The following is a 17,491-nucleotide window of genomic DNA, read 5'->3' on the forward strand; positions in this document are numbered from 1 at the left end:
CAACAAGTCGCATTTACACACAAAATGCCACTTTTTAAACTTTGTCAACAGTCTGTAAGGTGCGTTTTTGCACCTTTTTTTGATTTAACAGATTTTTATCGTTGATATGCTAAAGAAGATGGTTTATCATTATATCAAGGGACAATTGTGAGGGAAGGAAGTAAATCCATGAAAACGTTAAAGGAAAGATTGTTTGTACTACTTGATAAAATAATAATAATATCGATCATTGCTATTTCTATTTCAGGCTTTTTGCTTTATAGATTTCAGACTGCTCAAAAACCTATATTTGCCAAAGTACCCGAGTACCATTTCTATATGGTAGGTCAAAACTCGGTAGACCCTTTCTGGAAGGAAATAAAAATAGGGGCAATGGATGCGGCCAAATATTACAATGTTGCCCTTGAGTTTAATGCTCCTAAATTCAATAATATACAAGAAGAGCTTAAGTACTTGGAGATTGCTATATTTTCAAAAGTTGATGGAATAATTACCCATGTCGCTAACAATGAAGAGTTTGTAAATTTAATCGAAGAAGCCTATAAGGAAGGTATTCCCGTCATTACGGTGGAGAATGATGCAAAGGACAGCAAAAGACAGGCTTTTATAGGTACTAATAGTTTCCATCTAGGGGAAGAAGCTGCAAGGTTGATGGCAAAGGCTACAAAAGGGAAGGCTAACATAGCTATAATTGTCAGCAATGATTATCAGCTGGATAGTGTTAATCAAAACCTTAAGATTAACGGCTTTCTGGATGCAATAAAGAACTATCCTGATATGAAAGTAGTAAAAGTTTATACATCAAAGCTTGGAACTTTAAGCGCAGAGGAGATTACCCAATCCATCATAAGCGGGCGCGATAAAATAAATGCAATATACGTAACGGATTCTGTTGATACGATAGGTACGGCCCAAGTAATTGTGGATTTTAATAAGGTTGGAGATATCACTGTAGTGGGATATGGGGATGCTCCGGATATTCTAAGGTATATCGAGAAAGGTGTCATATATGGGACAGTGATGAGCGATCCCTACAAGATAGGATATGAAAGCGTAAGGGCAATGGTGGAACTTAAGAAAAAAAACATTGTATCTACATTTGTGGACATTGGAGTCAATGTCATCACAAGGGAAAATATTAATGAGTATCTGAAGAAAATTCAATCATTGGATTGAGAAGGTGCAGAAAATGCTCAGGGAATTGTGGAAAACAGAAGGAATTCGCAAAAAGCTCATAATATACTACCTTATTGTGACTTTCTTGATGGGTTTAACAAGCTTTTATTCTTACTACAATGCAAAAGTAGCCATAGAAAAACTTAAATCTATTTTTGTGGATTATGTGTATTTGAATAATCTAAATTCGGATGTAAACATGCTAGAAACAGAGGTGGAAAGGTATCTTGCTACCAAATCCTCCGATGCACTTTTGAATTACTACTCTCTTTACAACAAATTAGAAAATAAAGCCTCTGAAATACTGAGTCAGAATTATTATGATGCCGATGGTCTTATGCTGAAAGACATAGCCAATATGATAAACAAATTGCTTGAGGAAGCGGATGCGGCTGTAAATGCCAAGAGGGGAAGGATTACAAGCGAATATATAGACCACTTTACAAAGTCCATAAAAATAAGCGATTATATAAAGTTTTACATTACAAACCTTTTAAACAATAAATTGCAAGAGGGGTCAGCTAAATATGCTTCTATTACAAAGAATATGGAATATTTGAGCTATTTAAACGCATTTTTAATTTCGGTTTCTATAGGATTTAGCGTATTTCTAGCTTTTTTATTCACTTACAAAATCACAAAGCCTATTATTGACCTTTCTCATCTTGCTGTCAGGGTATCAAAAGGTGATTTTGAGGTAAGACCTGTTGAACTTAAGACAAACGATGAGATAAAAGTACTTTCTGAAGCGTTTAACAAAATGATACTTAGTATAAAAAGTTATATAGGAGAGATAAGGAAACAGGCTGAGATGGAGAGAAAATTAAAAGAACAGGAGATGCAAAATCTCAAAATGAAAAATATTCTAAAAGAAGCTGAGTTAAAAGCTCTTCAATCCCAGATAAATCCCCATTTCCTTTTTAATACTTTAAATGCTGCTGCTCAGCTTGCCATGATGGAAGGTGCAGAGAAATCAGCTGAATTCATAGAAAACGTGGCAAATCTTTTTAGGTATAATTTGAAAAAATTGGATTCTGCTGTATCTTTAAAAGATGAAATAGAAAATGTGAAGCGGTATATTTATATTCTAAAAACTCGTTTTGGAAATAAAGTAGATTTTCAACTGGAAGTAGAAGAGGATATTTTAGATTTGGAAATGCCGGGTATGATACTGCAACCTGTAGTGGAAAATGCCTTTATACACGGATTAGAAGATATAGAAAAAGATGGTATAATTATTCTGAAAGCTTACAGAAAAAATGGCAGGGTCTTGGTGGACATTTTGGACAACGGGGCAGGAATGGAGGAGAAAAGAATAAAAGAGATTTTATCTCTGGAAAGCTCTGATGTGGACAAAAAGCATGTTACAGGAATTGGAATGCGCAATATTATACAGAGGTTACTTGTTTTTTACGAACTTTCTCGAGTGGAGGATGTAATAGAGATAGAAAGCGAGATTGGCAAGGGTACGAGAGTGACTTTAAAAATTCCTTATAAAAAGGGTGAAGATAGTTATGGTGAGGCTGTTAATAGCTGACGATGAACAGATAGTATTAGACTCTATAGAATTTATAATACAGAAAAATAATGTTCAAGCTGAAATTGTAGGCAAAGCGAAATCCGGCAGAGAAGCCATAGAAAAAGTGGATTTACTGAAGCCAGATCTTGTTTTTATGGATATAAGGATGCCGGGAATCGATGGAATAGAGGCTATAAGGCAGATTAAAGAAAGGCACAGAGATATAATATTCGTTATTATAACAGCTTATGAATATTTTGATTACGCTAAAGAAGCAATTAATCTTGGCGTTATTGACTATCTCTTAAAACCGCTCAATAAGAACAAAGTGATAGAAGTAATTGAAAAAGCGGCAATGGTCATAGAAGAGAGGAGAAAAGCTATTTTAAAGGAGATAGAGCTCAGGGAAAAAATCAATAAAATCATACCTTATTTGGAGGAACAATTTTTGTATACAGTTTTGTTTGGAGGGTACTCATTGGATAATCTAGGCTTTTATGAGGAGATTTTTGGTATGAACCTCAAAAGAGGTTACATCATGATTTTTCTCATCAGTTCTTCTTTAAAAAATGAAAAAGATAATATAGAACTTAACTTAAAAAGGCAGAAGTTATACGAGCATTTGAGGACTTTTTTAAAAGGATGTATATTAGGGCCACTTTTTATGGACAAAGTCTGTGCCTATTTTCCTGCTGATGGTAGGTCCTCATTTGAGTTGAAGAATTTCTCATTGAAAATAGCTGATAAAGTTTTAGAAAGTTTAGATGAAAGAGAAAGGGAAAGTTTGAGAATAGGCGTGGGGAGAGAATATTCCTTTAATAACATAGTGAAATCCTACTATGAGGCAGAAATGGCTTTGAAACTTTCACCACAGGAAGTTGTCGTGCACTTTGATGATGTGATGAGAATTTCTGCGGTTTCAACTTTTCCCTATCCTTTGGACAAGGAAAAACTCTTCATTGAAAAACTTGTAGAGGGGGACCTGGCGAGAGCGCTTGAGATTTTCGGAGAGATTTATGAATGGATGATTATGGAGTATGGTAATGATGTAGAAAAAATAAAATCCAAACTGATAGAACTTGTGGGGATAATAAAAAGAAGTTTTTATTACTATCTTGAAGAAGGGTTCTTCCAAGAAGAGGTGGAATATATAGAAGAGATTTTGAAGATAGGGGACGTGAGAGAACTCAAAGTCTTTTTTATGAAAATGTTGAGGGAAATGGTTGAAAATATAGACACCATCAATAGAAAGAAATGGGATGGTATTACATTAAAGATAATAAATTTCCTTGAAGAAAATTTTGACAAAGACATAAGTTTAGAAGATGTTGCTAGAGAGGTGAACATGAGTTATCACTATTTTAGTAAGTTTTTTAAAGAGCGTGTGGGAGAAAATTTTATTGATTACCTTACAAATCTGAGGATAAAAAAGGCGATGGAACTCCTTAAAAATTCGGGGTTGAGCATAAAAGAAGTGAGCTATAAGGTGGGATACAGCGATCCCAATTATTTTAGCAAGATTTTTAAGAAAGTTACAGGAATAACGCCCACTGACTTTAGGGAAGGGGTGTAGAAATTGAAAGCAAGAGAGATATTGAAGCTTTTAGTAGCACTTGTTCTGGTTGTTATAGCCGTGTTTCTTGGTTTTTTGACTGTGAAGCAGGTGGTAGCCTATCACAGCGGAAAGAATTTGTATAAAGAAGAGGGAAAAAATAAAAAGATAAAGATAGGTTTTTCGCTGGGGACGTTGAAAGAGGAAAGATGGGTAAAAGATAGAGACATAGTAATGGCAAAATTAAAGGAACTTGGAGCAGAGGTATTGGTTCAAAACGCCAATAATGACGACGAAGATCAGTTAAAACAGGTTAAGTACCTTCTGGATCAAAAGATTGATGTTTTAATAATAGTACCAAACGACTTAGAAAAAGCCTCTTATGCTGTATCTTTGGCTCAAAAAGAAGGGGTAAAGATTATATCCTATGACAGACTTGTAACAAGGTCTAATGTAGACCTTTATATTTCCTTTGATAACGTAAAAGTGGGTAAATTTATGGCAGAGTACTTGATAAAGAGAGTTCCTAGGGGCAATTACCTCATTGTAAATGGAGCTACTACCGATAATAATACCAAGATGATAAAAGAAGGTTATGACAGCGTATTAAAACCTTTTATAGATAGGGGAGACATAAAAATTGTGAAAGAAGACTGGGCGCCAAACTGGATGTCAGAGTATGCCTTTAATGTGACAGACGAAGTGCTACAAAAGGGGATAAAAGTAGATGCTATTATAGCAGGGGATGATGCGCTGGCAGGTGGCATTATAGAAGCTTTGGCTTTACACAGACTGGCAGGAAAAATTCCGGTTGTGGGTCAGGATGCAGATCTTGCGGCTTGTCAGAGAATAGTTGAAGGAACACAAGCTATGACTGTGTATAAGCCTATTGATAAACTTGCAGAGGCTACAGCTAGAATGGCTATCAAGCTTGCCAGAGGAGAGAAATTGGATTTAAAAAATACCATATATGACGGCAAGTATTACGTACCTTACTATGTCATAGAGCCTATTCCTGTTGACAGGTCAAACATCGATGATACAGTGATAAAGGATGGATTTCATACTAGGGATCAGGTTTACAGAAATACAGGTTCTTTAAGATGAAGGGTTTATACCCTGTATTTTTTTTGTCTTAAAAAATTACAGCTAAGAGAAAAGTGAAAGAGCAAGAAAAATAAAAAAGTAAAGGATAACAAAAAAACTTTCAGAGGTGATTTTTGAGGTGAAGTAGAATTTATATTATGCAAATTTAAAATTAAGGAGAGGGTGAAAAATGTACAACAGAGGTAAACTTTTACTTGTTTTAACTGCTTTATTATTAGTTGTAACTGCTTTTTTAGGAGGGTGTTCTTCTTCAAAACAATCCGCGACCAGTTCAGGTTCTTCAGGTAAACAGTTAGCTATTGGAATAGTTTTGCCTACAAAAGATGAGCCAAGATGGATACAAGATGAGACTAGATTTCAGGATGCTTTAAAAGACACTCCTTATGCTGCAGAGATACTTTTCAGCCAAGGGGACCCTGCAAAAGAGAAAGCCAATGTAGAAACACTTTTGAGCAAAGGTATTAAAGTTTTGATTTTATGTCCTCATGATGCTAATGCTGCTGCAGCATCCGCAGAGGCAGCTAAAAAGGCTGGAGTAAAGGTGATTTCTTATGACCGCTTGATACTTAATACGGATGCGGTAGACTATTATGTAACTTTTGACAGCGTACAAGTGGGGCAGAAACAGGGACAGTACCTTGTAGACCATGCTACTGGGAAAGGTAATCCCCTTTACCTTTATGCAGGAGCTTTGTCTGACAATAATTCCTTTTTATTCTTCCAAGGTGCATGGGAAGTTTTGCAGCCCAAGATTGCTGATGGCACTTTTGTGATCGCAAATTCTGATAAGGCAAATGCTTTAAAAGACAAAAAGGATTTAAGTCGTCAAGAAATGGCAGATATAATAGGACAGATTACCACGAACTGGGATTTTAATACGGCTAAGAACCTGGCTCAGGCTAATTTAGCAAAAGCACCTAAAGATCTCAAAGGAAATGTATTTATCCTTGCTCCAAATGATGGAACTGCTAGGTCTATAGCAGATACTTTTGCAGCAGACCCTGATATCAAGAGCTATGTGATTACAGGACAGGATGCAGAGAAACCTTCTATCCAGTATATTATCGATGGCAAACAGTCTATGACTGTTTTCAAGGATGTGAGAATACTGGTTAAAGACGCTATAAATGTGGCTCTCACTTACCTCAAAGGCGGTACACCTGAGTCTACGAAGACTTATAACAATGGAGTAAAGGATGTTCCATCCAAGCCCTCACCTGTCCAGGTTGTGGATAAGAACAATGTAAAGCAGGTTCTCATAGACTCTGGTTACTATAAAGAAAGCGACTTTAAGTGGCCTAAATAATTGAGGAGGTGTAAAAATGGGTGCCCCGCTTATAGAACTGGTAAATGTGAGCAAAAGCTTTTCTGGTGTACAGGTGCTGTTTGACGTAAACTTCAAGGTATATCCAAATGAAATTCACTGTTTAGTAGGAGAAAACGGTGCAGGAAAGAGCACTTTAATGAAGATTTTAAGCGGGGTCTACCCCTATGGTGAGTATGAAGGAGAAATCCTCCTTGAGGGTAACCCTGTGAGATTTTACAGCATAAAAGACAGTGAAAAAGCGGGTATTTCTATAATTCATCAGGAATTGTCTCTTGTTCCAGAGATGACGGTGTATGAAAATATATTTTTGGGCAACGAAATAAGAAAAGGAGCAGTTGTCGATGTAATAGAAGAAATTTCGCTTACTAAGGAATTGCTTAAAAAAGTCAAAGGAGAGGGAATTAACCCCACGGCAAAAGCTAAAGATTTGAGTGTCAGCATGCAGCAGTTAGTGGAAATAGCCAAAGCTCTTTCTAAAAAGCCAAAGGTGCTCATTCTGGACGAACCAACTTCAGCTTTGAGTGAAACAGAAAGTGAAAACTTATTAGAATTGCTGAAAGAGCTAAAAGATCAGGGTGTTACTATAATACTCATAAGCCACAGGCTAAAAGAAGTTCTAAAGGTGGCAGATTCTATAACAGTGTTAAGAGATGGAAGAACTGTGGCGTACTTTGACTGTAAAAGAGAAGAAGTCGATGAGCAAAAAATAATAAAGCACATGGTGGGGAGAGAGATTACCAATCTCTATCCCCCTCCTCTCTCTAAACCTACTGATGAAGTAGTGCTGGAGGTTAAAAACCTAAGCGCCATTGATCCCAGGACAGGGAGATATATTGTGAAAGATGTAAATCTAAAGGTGAGAAAGGGAGAAATAGTAGGGCTTTTTGGTTTGGTAGGGGCCGGTCGAACGGAATTGGGACTAAGTCTTTTTGGCAATCCTTATAGATACTTTGTGCAGGGAGATATATTTTTAAAAGGAGAAAGGGTGCATTTTAAAAAACCGGCCGATGCCATAAAGCATAAACTTTTATACCTTACTGAGGACAGAAAGCAAAAAGGGTTAATTCTCATAAATACAGTTAAAGAAAACATAACTCTATCAAATTTAAAGGCTTTGACAAGAGGGACTGTTATAGATGACCTTGAAGAAATAGCTGTGGCTCAGGAGTTTCAGAAAAAATTAGGAATAAAAGCCAGACATGTAGAGGTAAAAGTATCAACGCTAAGTGGAGGAAACCAGCAAAAGGTATTGGTAGCCAAAGGCCTTTTTGCTGAACCTGAAGTCATAATATTAGATGAACCTACTAGAGGAGTAGACGTTGGGGCTAAGTACGAGATATACACATTAATAAGACAGCTTGCAAAAGAAGGAAAGGCTATTTTACTCATTTCATCTGAGCTGCCAGAGATACTGGGATTAAGCGACAGGATATACGTGATGAGCAAGGGCAGAATAACAGGGGAGCTCAAAGGAGACGAAGCAGACCAAGAAAAAGTAATGGCCTACGCAGTTATCTAGAGGGAGGTTTAACAGAATGAAGTCTTTTTATGAACATTTAAAGGATTTTTTAAGAGAAAATGTGAGAGATTATGCAATGTTCATAGCCCTATTGGCCATAATGTTAGTTTTTGCAATTCTCTCTGGTGGCGATTTCTTACTTCCCGTTAATATAAGCAATTTGGTAGACCAGACAGGTTATATAGCCGTGTTATCGATTGGTGAAACTTTAATAATAGTTATTCGTCATATAGACCTTTCAGTAGGATTTTTATCAGGGTTTTTAGGAGCGATTGCAGCTATTCTGATGCAATTTCATCATTTTTCGGCTTTTACTGCTATATTGATAGTGCTTATATTGGGAACTTTAGCAGGGCTTTTAAATGGTTCTATGGTTGCTTACTTGAGGATTCCAGCTTTTGTGGCAACTCTGGCAGGATGGCTGGCTTATAGAGGAGCACTTCTTCTTGCTACAAAAGGGCCTGGCACCATAATAATAACTAATAAAACCTTTAATGCTATAGGAAATGACTTTATACCTGATATACCCTTTTTGCAAAATTTCATGCCGGGTTTCCATAAGCTTACCATTTTAATAGGGATAATAGGGGTAGTGTTCATCGTATATTTTTCATTGAAAAACAGAAATGAACAAGCAAGAAGAGGATTTGATGTAATTCCATGGGATATGTTTTTGATAAAAATGGTATTTATAAGCGGGCTTCTCTTGTATCTGACCTTTACTTTGGCTCGTTATAGAGGAATTTCCTGGACTTTTGTGATAGTTTTGATTGTGACAGCTGTATATAGTTTTATAACAAATAGGACGGTTCTGGGAAGGCACATATACGCAGTGGGAGGGAATCCTGAAGCCGCTGCATTAAGCGGTATAGATGTTAACAAGATAACTCTCATAGTGTTTGCATCTATGGGATTTTTATCAGGACTTTCAGGAGTCCTTTTTGCATCGAGGTTGCAGTCGGCGACTACCACTGCAGGAACCTTGTTTGAGCTCTATGCTATTGCTGGTGCCTTCATAGGAGGAGTATCAGCAAGCGGCGGTGTTGGAAAAGTTGTGAATTCTCTCATTGGAGCTTTTGTCATGACGACGCTTACGAACGGAATGAACCTCTTGGGAGTAGATATTTCACTTCAGTATATAATCTTAGGGCTTGTGTTGGCGGCAGCTGTTATATTCGATGTGGCTACAAGAAGCAGAGGAAAATAAAAGGCGGGGTGATACCCCGCTTTTTTATTCCCCCAGCTCTCGATGGTCCTCCTCTATTTTGTCCATCTTATGACAGGATTTCTTGCTGCCAACACTTCATCTAGTCTTCTCACAGGTGTATTGTGAGGAGCTTCTTTCAAAAGTTCTGGAGTTTCTTTTGCTTCTTGTGCTATTTTTATGAGGGCTTCCGCAAAAGCATCTAGCGTTTCTTTGCTTTCTGTTTCTGTAGGTTCTATCATTAAAGCTTCTTCGACGATGAGAGGGAAGTAGATAGTTGGAGGATGGAAACCATAGTCTATGAGCCTCTTTGCTACATCTAGGGTTCTTACATCACCAGATTTTTCAGCAAGTCCTGCCAATACAAATTCATGCATATAAGTCTTGTCTACTGCTACTTTGTAATGTCCTTTTAGCTTTTCTTTTAAGTAATTGGCGTTTAATACTGCTAGTTCGCTTGCCTTCTTTAATCCCTCAGCTCCCATAGTGAGAATGTAAGAGTAAGCCTTTATTAGCACATTGAAGTTTCCATAAAAACTTCTAACCTTGCCTATAGAAAGAGGCTTGTCATAGTCGAGATAATATTTTCCATCTTTTTCTTCCACTGTCGGTACAGGCAGGAAATCAGCCAGCTCTTTTTTAACTCCTACAGGACCTGAACCGGGTCCTCCTCCACCATGAGGAGTTGAGAAGGTCTTATGAAGATTTAGATGTACTACGTCAAAGCCCATGTCTCCCGGGCGACTTATACCCATTATGGCATTTAAGTTGGCTCCATCGTAATAAAGCAGTCCGCCCGCTTCATGAACAAGTTTTGCTATTTCTACTATGTTTTCCTCGAACAAACCGAGCGTACTAGGGTTTGTAAGCATGAGACCTGCTACTTCTTCATTCAAGACGGCTTTTAAGGCTTCAATATCAATTGCTCCATCCTTAGTAGATTTGATTTCAATTACATCAAAACCAGCAACTGCTGCGCTAGCTGGATTTGTACCGTGGGCAGAATCAGGCACTATTATCTTTTTGCGCTTTTTGTCGTTTCTGTGTTCATGATAGGCTTTGATTATCATCAAACCAGTGAGTTCGCCATGGGCTCCTGCTGCAGGATGTAGAGAGAACTTATCCATGCCTGTGATTTCGCAAAGAGCCTTTTCTAGCTCGTACATGAGCTTTAATGCGCCTTGCACCGTATCTTCTGGCTGATACGGGTGAAGTTCTGTAAAGCCGGGAAGAGAAGCCATGTCTTCATTGATCTTAGGATTGTATTTCATGGTACAGGAGCCTAATGGGTAAAATCCGATATCCACTCCATAGTTTTTTTGAGATAACAGAGTGTAATGCCTTATTACGTCCACTTCGCTCACTTCGGGTAGATTCACTTCTTTTTCTCTGAGCATTTCCTTAGGTACTATATCTTCTAAAGGCTTTTCTTCCACATCAAGGGGTGGAAGACTATAAGCCTTTTTGCCTTCTTTTGAAAGTTCAAATATGAGGCTGTTGTACTCTTTTAACATTCTACATCACCTCCAGGAGAGATTTTAACCTATCAATTTCTTCTTTTGTTCTCTTTTCAGTAAATGCAAGCAGCATTACATTTTTATATTTTTCGTAATCTCTCTGGAGGTCGTAACCGCCCAGTATGCCTTCATTCAAAAGCTTTTTGTTTATTTCGGCTACATCTTTGTCTGTTTTTAAAGCAAATTCCATGAAGAAAGGTTTATTAAAAGCTGGTTTATACTTGCCTGATTGAGTGAGTACTGCATAAGCGTAATGGGCTTTTTGCAAGCACTGGTAAGCTACTTCCTTAATACCTTTTTTGCCCATTGTAGCCAAGTACACTGCTGCTGTTAGAGCATTTAATGAATGGTTGGAACATATATTTGAAGTCGCTTTTTCTCGTCTTATATGCTGTTCTCTTGCCTGAAGAGTTAAAACAAATCCTCTTTTCCCGTCTACATCTTTGGTCTGACCTACTATTCTTCCAGGCATTCTGCGAAGAAGCTTCTGAGTAGTTGCCAGAAATCCCAAATGCGGTCCTCCAAAATTAAGTCCATTCCCAAGGGATTGTCCGTCTCCTACTGCTATGTCTGCACCGATTTCTCCAGGAGATTTTAAAATTCCTAGAGATATTGGATGCACGTAGGTTATGAGCATAGCCTTTTGTTCATGGGTTATTTTTTCAATCTCCTGCAAGTTTTCAATTATTCCAAAAAAGTTGGGGTATTGTACTATGACTGCTGCGGTGTTTGGGCTAATCACTTCTTTTAATTTTTCAATGTCAGTTTCTCCATCCGTATCTTCTATTTCTACTACTTCCACTTCTCTAAAGTGCATATAGGTTTTTAAAACCTTTCTTGTCTCTGGATTTACGGTTTTTGAAACTATCACGGATTTTCTTTTTGTAGCATCACAGGCCATCATTGCGGCTTCTGCACAGGCACTTGCTCCATCGTACATAGAAGCGTTGGTGACTTCCATTCCTGTAAGTTCTGTTATCATCGTTTGATATTCAAAAATGGCTTGTAGTGTTCCTTGGCTTATTTCTGGCTGATAGGGGGTATAAGCCGTGTAAAATTCAGCTCTTGAGATTATGTGTTTTACAATCGATGGAATGTAGTGGTCATACACTCCTGCGCCTAAAAAGCTTACAAGCTGGCCTAAATTTTTATTCTCATCTGCATAACTTCCTAAGCGCTTTCTAACCTCCAGCTCTGACATGGGTTTTCCCAAATTTAAGGGGCGATTTAGCCTAACCTCTTTTGGGATGACTTCAAATAATTCTTCAATAGAGTTTTTTCCTATGGTTTTTAGCATTTCCTTTTCATCTTCGGAGGAGATAGGGAGATACGGAAACATAACTATCACTCCTCCTCTAAGAATTTTCTATACTCATCGGCCTTCATTAGTTTGTCTAACTGAGATTTGTCTTTAAGCTCTCCTATCACCATCCAGCTTCCATATGGGTCATTGTTTATAAGAGATGGGTCCTCCACCAGAGAATTGTTTACTTCCAGCACTTTTATGTCTACTGGAGTGTAGACGTCTGAAGCGGCTTTTACAGATTCTACTACTCCAAGTACATCTCCAGCAGAAAGTTCAGCACCTACCTCTGGAAGTTCTACGTACACTATGTTTCCCAAAGAGTGCTGAGCATAGTCTGTGATTCCTATGTATGCCTTGTCTCCTTCTACTTTTACCCACTCATGGTCTTTTGAATAATAAAGTCCCTCTAAAACTTCCATGTTCAAACCCTCCTATTTTTTATAATTTTTCTTGTAGAAATTCTTATCAACTATTACCGCTTTGAGCGGTTTATTTCTTATTATTACCTCAATTTGATTTCCTATTTGGGCGTATTTCGAGTCAATCAAAGCAAGCCCTATGTTCTTTTTAAGAGTTGGAGAGAAATAACCCGTAGTCACATAGCCAATTTTTTGATTATCAGCCTGTACTTCATACCCGTGTCTAGGAATTCCATTGTCTATCATTTCAAAGCCCACAAGTTTTCTCTTTAAACCTTGTTCTTTCTGTTTTAAAAGGGCATCTTTTCCGATGAAATTTCCCTTATCAAATTTTACAAAAAAGCCTAAACCTGCTTCTAAAGGAGTTATGTCCTCTCCTAATTCATTTCCATAAAGAGGCAAACCTGCTTCAAAGCGAAGTGTATCCCTTGCTCCAAGACCTGCCGGCTTGAGACCGTAATCTTTTCCTACTTCTAAAATTTTTTCCCACAGGGTGACAGCATACTCGTTTGGCATGTAAATTTCAAATCCGTCTTCACCAGTGTAACCTGTACGAGAAACTAAACATTCTACACCAGCAATTTTTACTTTATCCTTGAAATAGAAAAATTTAATCTGGGAGAGGTCTTCATCTGTCAATTTTTGAAGTATTTCTTCTGCTTTTGGTCCTTGTATCGCGAGCTCAGCTATTTTGTCTGAGATGTTTTCGATTTCCACTTTGTATATTCCTGCATTGTTCAGCATCCATTTGTAATCCTTTTCTATGTTTGCTGCATTAACTACTAAAAGGTAGTAGTCATTAGAGTATTTATAAACCAAAAGGTCGTCAACCACTCCTCCGTTGTGGTTACACATAAAAGCATAAAGCACTTGATTGGCATTTAATTTAGAAAGGTCATTTGTGATAAGATTTTGGAGGAAGGGGAATGCGTCTTTTCCCTTTACGATAATTTCTCCCATGTGGGATACATCAAAAAGGCCTGCCGCATTTCTCACGGCTTCGTGTTCAGAGATTATACTTTCGAATTGAACTGGCATTGCCCAGCCGGCAAAGTCTATTATTTTTGCATTGTACTTAGGATAAATTTCATACAATGGGGTTTTTTTGAGATTATCCAAACTATCACACCCTTTCATAAAAAAATTAAACAGAGGAGCCTGTGAAAGCGCACAATAAGATATACTGCCATCACAGTTCCTCTGTTTTTGTACCTGAGAGCTTCTACATATGGCTTCCCATATGTATTGCCCCTTCGGCGCTCTTTACGAGGCTTTCCAGAGGCCTATCCGATAGCGATCCTGCCGCCTGAGAGCTTCTACAAAGGCTTGGCGGGCCTTTGTATTTCCCCTTCGGCTATCTTCCATTTATGGAAGATAATCTCTCGCTATCTTCATCTAGACAGTATTCAATTTTTTTTAAAATTATGCTATACTTTTACCATCATTATATATTACAGCTGAAAGCAAAGTCAAGAATTGTTAAATCTGAGACGAGGGGTGGATGGCATGCTGTATATTTATAATAAAAATACAAATCCCTATTTCAACTTGGCAGCAGAAGAATACGTTTTAAAAGAATTCAAAGATGAATGTTTCATGCTATGGCGAAATGAACCCAGCATAATAGTTGGCAAAAATCAAAATACTTTAGCAGAGATAAATTTAGACTACGTAAGAGAACACAAAATTCCCGTTGTCAGAAGATTATCAGGGGGAGGCGCTGTTTTTCACGATTTAGGCAATCTGAATTTTACGTTTATTGTAAATGCAGATGAGGGTGGATTTACAGATTTTAAAAGGTTTGCACAGCCTATTATAGATGTTCTTAGAAAATTAGGAGTAGAGGCAGAGTTTTCTGGGAGAAATGATATAACAATCGATGGGAAAAAGATATCTGGAAATGCTCAGTATTATTACAAGGATAGGATTTTGCATCATGGGACTTTGCTTTTTTCTTCAAACATTACAGACTTGTCGGCTGCTTTGAAGGTGAGGCCTGTTAAATTTGAAGATAAGGGGGTTAAATCTGTTTCTAAAAGGGTGGCGAATATAAGCGAATATTTAAAAGAGCCTATCACCATAGAGGAATTTATAAATTTAATAATGGAACACATAAAAGAGCAAACAGGCGGAGGAGAAATGTACGAATTTACAGAAGAAGATATAAAGAAGATAAACAAATTGGTGGAAGAGAAATACGGCACTTGGGAGTGGAATTTCGGGTCTTCCCCCGATTATAAAATGAAGCATGAGAAAAAATTCCCCGGCGGTACTGTAGAAGTCAACCTAAACGTAGAAAAGGGTGTAATAAAAGATATAAAAATATACGGAGATTTCTTTGGGAAGTACGATGTTTCTCAAGTGGAGGATTTATTAAAAGGCGTAAAACACTCTGAGGAAGAGGTGAGGAAGGCTCTTTCGAAGATAAATCTTCAAGATTATATGGCAAATATAACTATTGATAATTTGATTGAGGTGATGTTTTGAAAAATTTTTTCTTTTTTTTACCTGAGCTTGTTGAATTTTTAACGTAAGAGTGATAAAATATAATCAAACAAAATTGTTAAATAATTGTCGTTTTTATTTTATCAAATTTTTACCCCCTCCCATAGGGGAAGGGAGGAAAAACTGTATGATATTTGTTTAGATGAGAAACACTAAAAATGGAGGTGATTTTATGGCAAACCTTGATATGAGAGATTTAGAGAGAATAATGGGGGAGATGGGAAAAGAAATTCCTGAGGTGATGAAGGCTTTTAATGAACTACATCATGCCGCTACAAAAAATGGAGCGTTGTCTGCCAAAGAAAAGGAACTTATTGCGCTTGGAATTGCTGTTGCAATTAGGTGTTCTTACTGCATACTTGCTCATGTGAATTCTGCACTTCAGGCAGGAGCTACAAAAGAAGAAATAATGGAGACATTGGGAGTAGCTGTACTTATGAGTGGAGGACCTGGTGTGGCATATGCGACTGAGGCTATAAAGGTTTTAGAACAGGCTGTAAAGTAAAATCCATTAAAAGCCGTCTAAAATGATAAAAATGCGATAAATATAAAAAGGAGGAGTCTTAAATGGCAATTGAAACATTTAAAGCAGTTTCACGAAAGTTGCCAGAAGGTTTAGCAGTTGAAAGTGAGGTAAGAGGCTTTAAGATAGTGATGGATGAGCCAAAAGAATTAGGCGGTACAAATAAAGGGATGAATCCTGTGGAGGCATTGCTCTGCGCTTTGGGTTCTTGTCAAACAATTGTTGCTTCAGCTTTTGCAAAAGCAAAAGGGATAGACCTTAAAGATTTCTGGGTGGAATTAGAAGGTGACCTTGACACAGATGGATTTATGGGGAAACCTGGTGTAAGACCTGGTTTTCAGGAGATAAGGTTTAAGATGCACATAAAATCTAACTCGCCAAAAGAGAAAATAGAAGAGTTTGTTAAATTTATTGAAAATACCTGCCCAGTAGGTGATTCTCTCGCAAATCCCGTGAGGCTTGTATTATCTGATGTAGTAATTGAGTAAATATTGAGTAAAAACCCGCTTTTTTGGCGGGTGATTTTTTATTTTTAAAGGATTTTTAGTATTTTTGTAGAATAATAATAAAGGAATTTTATGAATAGGGGGATCAGAGATGAACTTTGAAGACAGGATTGCCAAAAGAGCAAAGGCCATAGAAATATCCACAATTAGGTATTTTTTTAACATGGCTAGAGAAGTTGAAGGGGCGATTTCTCTTGCCATTGGAGAGCCAGATTTTGTAACACCAGAGCACATAAGAAATGCGGCAAAAAAGGCTTTGGACGAAGGCATGACAGGGTACACTGTGAACGCAGGACTTATTGAGCTTAGAAGAGAAATTGCAGATTATCTAGAAAGAAGGTATAGCCTATCTTATGACCCTGAAAAAGAAATTTTAGTTACAATAGGGGCTACAGAAGCAATATATGTAGCTTTAAACACCTTGGCAGAAGAAGGGGACGAAGTGCTAATACCAGAACCCTCTTTTGTAGCTTATCATCCCTGCACTGTTATAGCTGGAGCAAAATCAGTTTTTGTTCCCACCTATGAAGAAGACGACTTTATATTAAGGGCAGATGTGCTGGAGAAATATATAACCGAAAGGTCAAAAGTCTTGATATTACCCTATCCAAACAATCCTACAGGAGCAGTAATGCCAAAAGAGGCTTTAAAGGAGATAGCCAAAGTAGTAGAAAAATATGACCTTATTGTAGTAACAGATGAGATTTACTCCGAATTGGTATACGGTGGATTTAAGCATACAAGTTTTGCCTCCCTGCCTGGCATGTGGGAAAGAACTATTACCATTAACGGATTTTCAAAATCTTACGCTATGACGGGATGGCGTCTCGGGTATATAGCTGCTCCTGAGCATTTTACCAAACATATAGCTAAACTTCATCAATACGCTGTTACAGCTGCGGCTACAATGTGTCAGTATGCGGGAATTGAGGCAATCAAAAATGGGGATGAGGATATAATAAAAATGAGAGAAGAATATGACAGGAGGAGAAAGTTCTTACTTGAAAGCGTAAGGGAGATGGGGCTTTCCTGTTTTGAGCCTAAAGGGGCATTTTACATATTCCCATCGATAAAAAGTACAGGGCTTACATCAATGGAATTTGCGAAAAGGCTTCTTTATGAGGCGAAAGTTGCAGTTGTGCCGGGCAATGCCTTTGGGGAACATGGAGAAGGGTATGTGCGGCTGGCCTATGCCACATCAATGGAAAACTTAGAAGAAGCGGTAAAGAGGATGAAAGAATTTATGGCAAAACTTTAAGGCTCTTTGTCAATAGTTGGGGTGGGTATTTTTTCTGAATGCCCACCTATAAA

15 protein-coding genes and 2 riboswitches are annotated in these 17,491 nt (G+C 37.7%); of the genes, 11 read left to right on the plus strand and 4 right to left on the minus strand.

The window, feature by feature from the left end:
* Positions 1 to 168 precede the first annotated feature (168 nt).
* The 7 genes from ACPLVE_RS09560 to ACPLVE_RS09590 all read left to right on the plus strand — a co-directional run bounded on the left by ACPLVE_RS09560 (position 169) and on the right by ACPLVE_RS09590 (position 9,407).
* Positions 169 to 1,176 carry a substrate-binding domain-containing protein gene (locus tag ACPLVE_RS09560; RefSeq protein ID WP_424611328.1) on the plus strand — a complete coding sequence of 336 codons (1,008 nt, stop codon included), beginning with the start codon at positions 169 to 171 and terminating at the stop codon, positions 1,174 to 1,176.
* Between the two features lie 13 nt (positions 1,177 to 1,189).
* Positions 1,190 to 2,713: a sensor histidine kinase gene (locus ACPLVE_RS09565; RefSeq protein ID WP_424611329.1), complete on the plus strand. Its 1,524-nt coding sequence runs from the start codon at positions 1,190 to 1,192 to the stop codon at positions 2,711 to 2,713.
* Positions 2,679 to 4,268 carry a response regulator gene (locus ACPLVE_RS09570; protein WP_424611330.1) on the plus strand — a complete coding sequence of 530 codons (1,590 nt, stop codon included), beginning with the start codon at positions 2,679 to 2,681 and terminating at the stop codon, positions 4,266 to 4,268. The genes ACPLVE_RS09565 and ACPLVE_RS09570 overlap by 35 nt, the downstream gene beginning before the upstream one ends.
* A gap of 3 nt (positions 4,269 to 4,271) precedes the next feature.
* Entirely contained in the window at positions 4,272 to 5,354 is a 1,083-nt protein-coding gene (locus ACPLVE_RS09575; protein ID WP_424611331.1) for a sugar ABC transporter substrate-binding protein, read from the plus strand.
* Positions 5,355 to 5,523: 169 nt separating this feature from the next.
* Complete coding sequence (locus tag ACPLVE_RS09580; RefSeq protein ID WP_424611332.1) at positions 5,524 to 6,660, plus strand: sugar ABC transporter substrate-binding protein; 1,137 nt, start codon at positions 5,524 to 5,526, stop codon at positions 6,658 to 6,660.
* Positions 6,661 to 6,676: 16 nt separating this feature from the next.
* Positions 6,677 to 8,200 (plus strand): sugar ABC transporter ATP-binding protein, encoded by a 1,524-nt coding sequence (locus tag ACPLVE_RS09585; RefSeq protein WP_424611333.1) that lies wholly within the window; start codon positions 6,677 to 6,679, stop codon positions 8,198 to 8,200.
* 16 nt (positions 8,201 to 8,216) lie between these two features.
* A complete protein-coding gene (locus ACPLVE_RS09590) occupies positions 8,217 to 9,407 on the plus strand; it encodes a sugar ABC transporter permease (RefSeq protein WP_424611334.1) in 1,191 nt (396 codons plus the stop codon).
* A gap of 53 nt (positions 9,408 to 9,460) precedes the next feature.
* Here ACPLVE_RS09590 and gcvPB read toward each other — a convergent pair whose 3' ends face one another.
* Genes gcvPB through gcvT form a run of 4 tightly spaced genes read right to left on the minus strand, consistent with a single transcriptional unit; the run spans position 9,461 to position 13,783 of the window.
* Entirely contained in the window at positions 9,461 to 10,918 is a 1,458-nt protein-coding gene (gene gcvPB, locus ACPLVE_RS09595; protein WP_424611335.1) for an aminomethyl-transferring glycine dehydrogenase subunit GcvPB, read from the minus strand.
* Between the two features lies 1 nt (position 10,919).
* Positions 10,920 to 12,260: an aminomethyl-transferring glycine dehydrogenase subunit GcvPA gene (gene gcvPA / locus ACPLVE_RS09600; protein ID WP_424611336.1), complete on the minus strand. Its 1,341-nt coding sequence runs from the start codon at positions 12,258 to 12,260 to the stop codon at positions 10,920 to 10,922.
* Between the two features lie 5 nt (positions 12,261 to 12,265).
* The gene (gene gcvH, locus ACPLVE_RS09605) at positions 12,266 to 12,646 is read right to left on the minus strand and encodes a glycine cleavage system protein GcvH (RefSeq protein ID WP_424611337.1); all 381 of its coding nucleotides are present in this window, start codon (positions 12,644 to 12,646) and stop codon (positions 12,266 to 12,268) included.
* 12 nt (positions 12,647 to 12,658) lie between these two features.
* Entirely contained in the window at positions 12,659 to 13,783 is a 1,125-nt protein-coding gene (gene gcvT, locus ACPLVE_RS09610) for a glycine cleavage system aminomethyltransferase GcvT (protein ID WP_424611338.1), read from the minus strand.
* 60 nt (positions 13,784 to 13,843) lie between these two features.
* A riboswitch (glycine riboswitch) is annotated at positions 13,844 to 13,928 on the minus strand.
* A gap of 2 nt (positions 13,929 to 13,930) precedes the next feature.
* A riboswitch (glycine riboswitch) is annotated at positions 13,931 to 14,041 on the minus strand.
* A 111-nt stretch (positions 14,042 to 14,152) separates the two neighbouring features.
* On the opposite strand from gcvT, the gene ACPLVE_RS09615 reads away from it, so the two are divergent.
* The 4 genes from ACPLVE_RS09615 (at position 14,153) to ACPLVE_RS09630 (ending at position 17,438) form a co-directional block, all read left to right on the plus strand.
* Positions 14,153 to 15,133 carry a lipoate--protein ligase gene (locus ACPLVE_RS09615; RefSeq protein WP_424611339.1) on the plus strand — a complete coding sequence of 327 codons (981 nt, stop codon included), beginning with the start codon at positions 14,153 to 14,155 and terminating at the stop codon, positions 15,131 to 15,133.
* A 190-nt stretch (positions 15,134 to 15,323) separates the two neighbouring features.
* Positions 15,324 to 15,656, plus strand: coding sequence for a carboxymuconolactone decarboxylase family protein (locus ACPLVE_RS09620; protein ID WP_424611340.1), 333 nt, complete (start codon positions 15,324 to 15,326; stop codon positions 15,654 to 15,656).
* Between the two features lie 62 nt (positions 15,657 to 15,718).
* Positions 15,719 to 16,162, plus strand: a complete 444-nt coding sequence (locus ACPLVE_RS09625; RefSeq protein ID WP_424611341.1) for an OsmC family protein — start codon at positions 15,719 to 15,721, stop codon at positions 16,160 to 16,162.
* Positions 16,163 to 16,271: 109 nt separating this feature from the next.
* Positions 16,272 to 17,438 carry a pyridoxal phosphate-dependent aminotransferase gene (locus tag ACPLVE_RS09630; protein WP_424611342.1) on the plus strand — a complete coding sequence of 389 codons (1,167 nt, stop codon included), beginning with the start codon at positions 16,272 to 16,274 and terminating at the stop codon, positions 17,436 to 17,438.
* Positions 17,439 to 17,491: the final 53 nt, after the last annotated feature.

Source organism: Caldanaerobacter sp., from assembly GCF_049701115.1.
Lineage (GTDB): Bacteria > Bacillota > Thermoanaerobacteria > Thermoanaerobacterales > Thermoanaerobacteraceae > Thermoanaerobacter.

What these genes read in the sequence shown, in the direction of transcription:
- ACPLVE_RS09580 (WP_424611332.1), top strand. Translation starts at nt 5,524, where the DNA reads ATGTACAACAGAGGTAAACTTTTACTTGTTTTAACTGCTTTATTATTA.
- ACPLVE_RS09620 (WP_424611340.1), top strand. Translation starts at nt 15,324, where the DNA reads ATGGCAAACCTTGATATGAGAGATTTAGAGAGAATAATGGGGGAGATG.
- ACPLVE_RS09590 (WP_424611334.1), top strand. Translation starts at nt 8,217, where the DNA reads ATGAAGTCTTTTTATGAACATTTAAAGGATTTTTTAAGAGAAAATGTG.
- ACPLVE_RS09560 (WP_424611328.1), top strand. Translation starts at nt 169, where the DNA reads ATGAAAACGTTAAAGGAAAGATTGTTTGTACTACTTGATAAAATAATA.
- gcvPB (WP_424611335.1), bottom strand. Translation starts at nt 10,918, where the DNA reads ATGTTAAAAGAGTACAACAGCCTCATATTTGAACTTTCAAAAGAAGGC.
- gcvPA (WP_424611336.1), bottom strand. Translation starts at nt 12,260, where the DNA reads ATGTTTCCGTATCTCCCTATCTCCTCCGAAGATGAAAAGGAAATGCTA.
- gcvT (WP_424611338.1), bottom strand. Translation starts at nt 13,783, where the DNA reads ATGAAAGGGTGTGATAGTTTGGATAATCTCAAAAAAACCCCATTGTAT.
- gcvH (WP_424611337.1), bottom strand. Translation starts at nt 12,646, where the DNA reads ATGGAAGTTTTAGAGGGACTTTATTATTCAAAAGACCATGAGTGGGTA.
- ACPLVE_RS09615 (WP_424611339.1), top strand. Translation starts at nt 14,153, where the DNA reads ATGCTGTATATTTATAATAAAAATACAAATCCCTATTTCAACTTGGCA.
- ACPLVE_RS09585 (WP_424611333.1), top strand. Translation starts at nt 6,677, where the DNA reads ATGGGTGCCCCGCTTATAGAACTGGTAAATGTGAGCAAAAGCTTTTCT.
- ACPLVE_RS09630 (WP_424611342.1), top strand. Translation starts at nt 16,272, where the DNA reads ATGAACTTTGAAGACAGGATTGCCAAAAGAGCAAAGGCCATAGAAATA.
- ACPLVE_RS09565 (WP_424611329.1), top strand. Translation starts at nt 1,190, where the DNA reads ATGCTCAGGGAATTGTGGAAAACAGAAGGAATTCGCAAAAAGCTCATA.
- ACPLVE_RS09625 (WP_424611341.1), top strand. Translation starts at nt 15,719, where the DNA reads ATGGCAATTGAAACATTTAAAGCAGTTTCACGAAAGTTGCCAGAAGGT.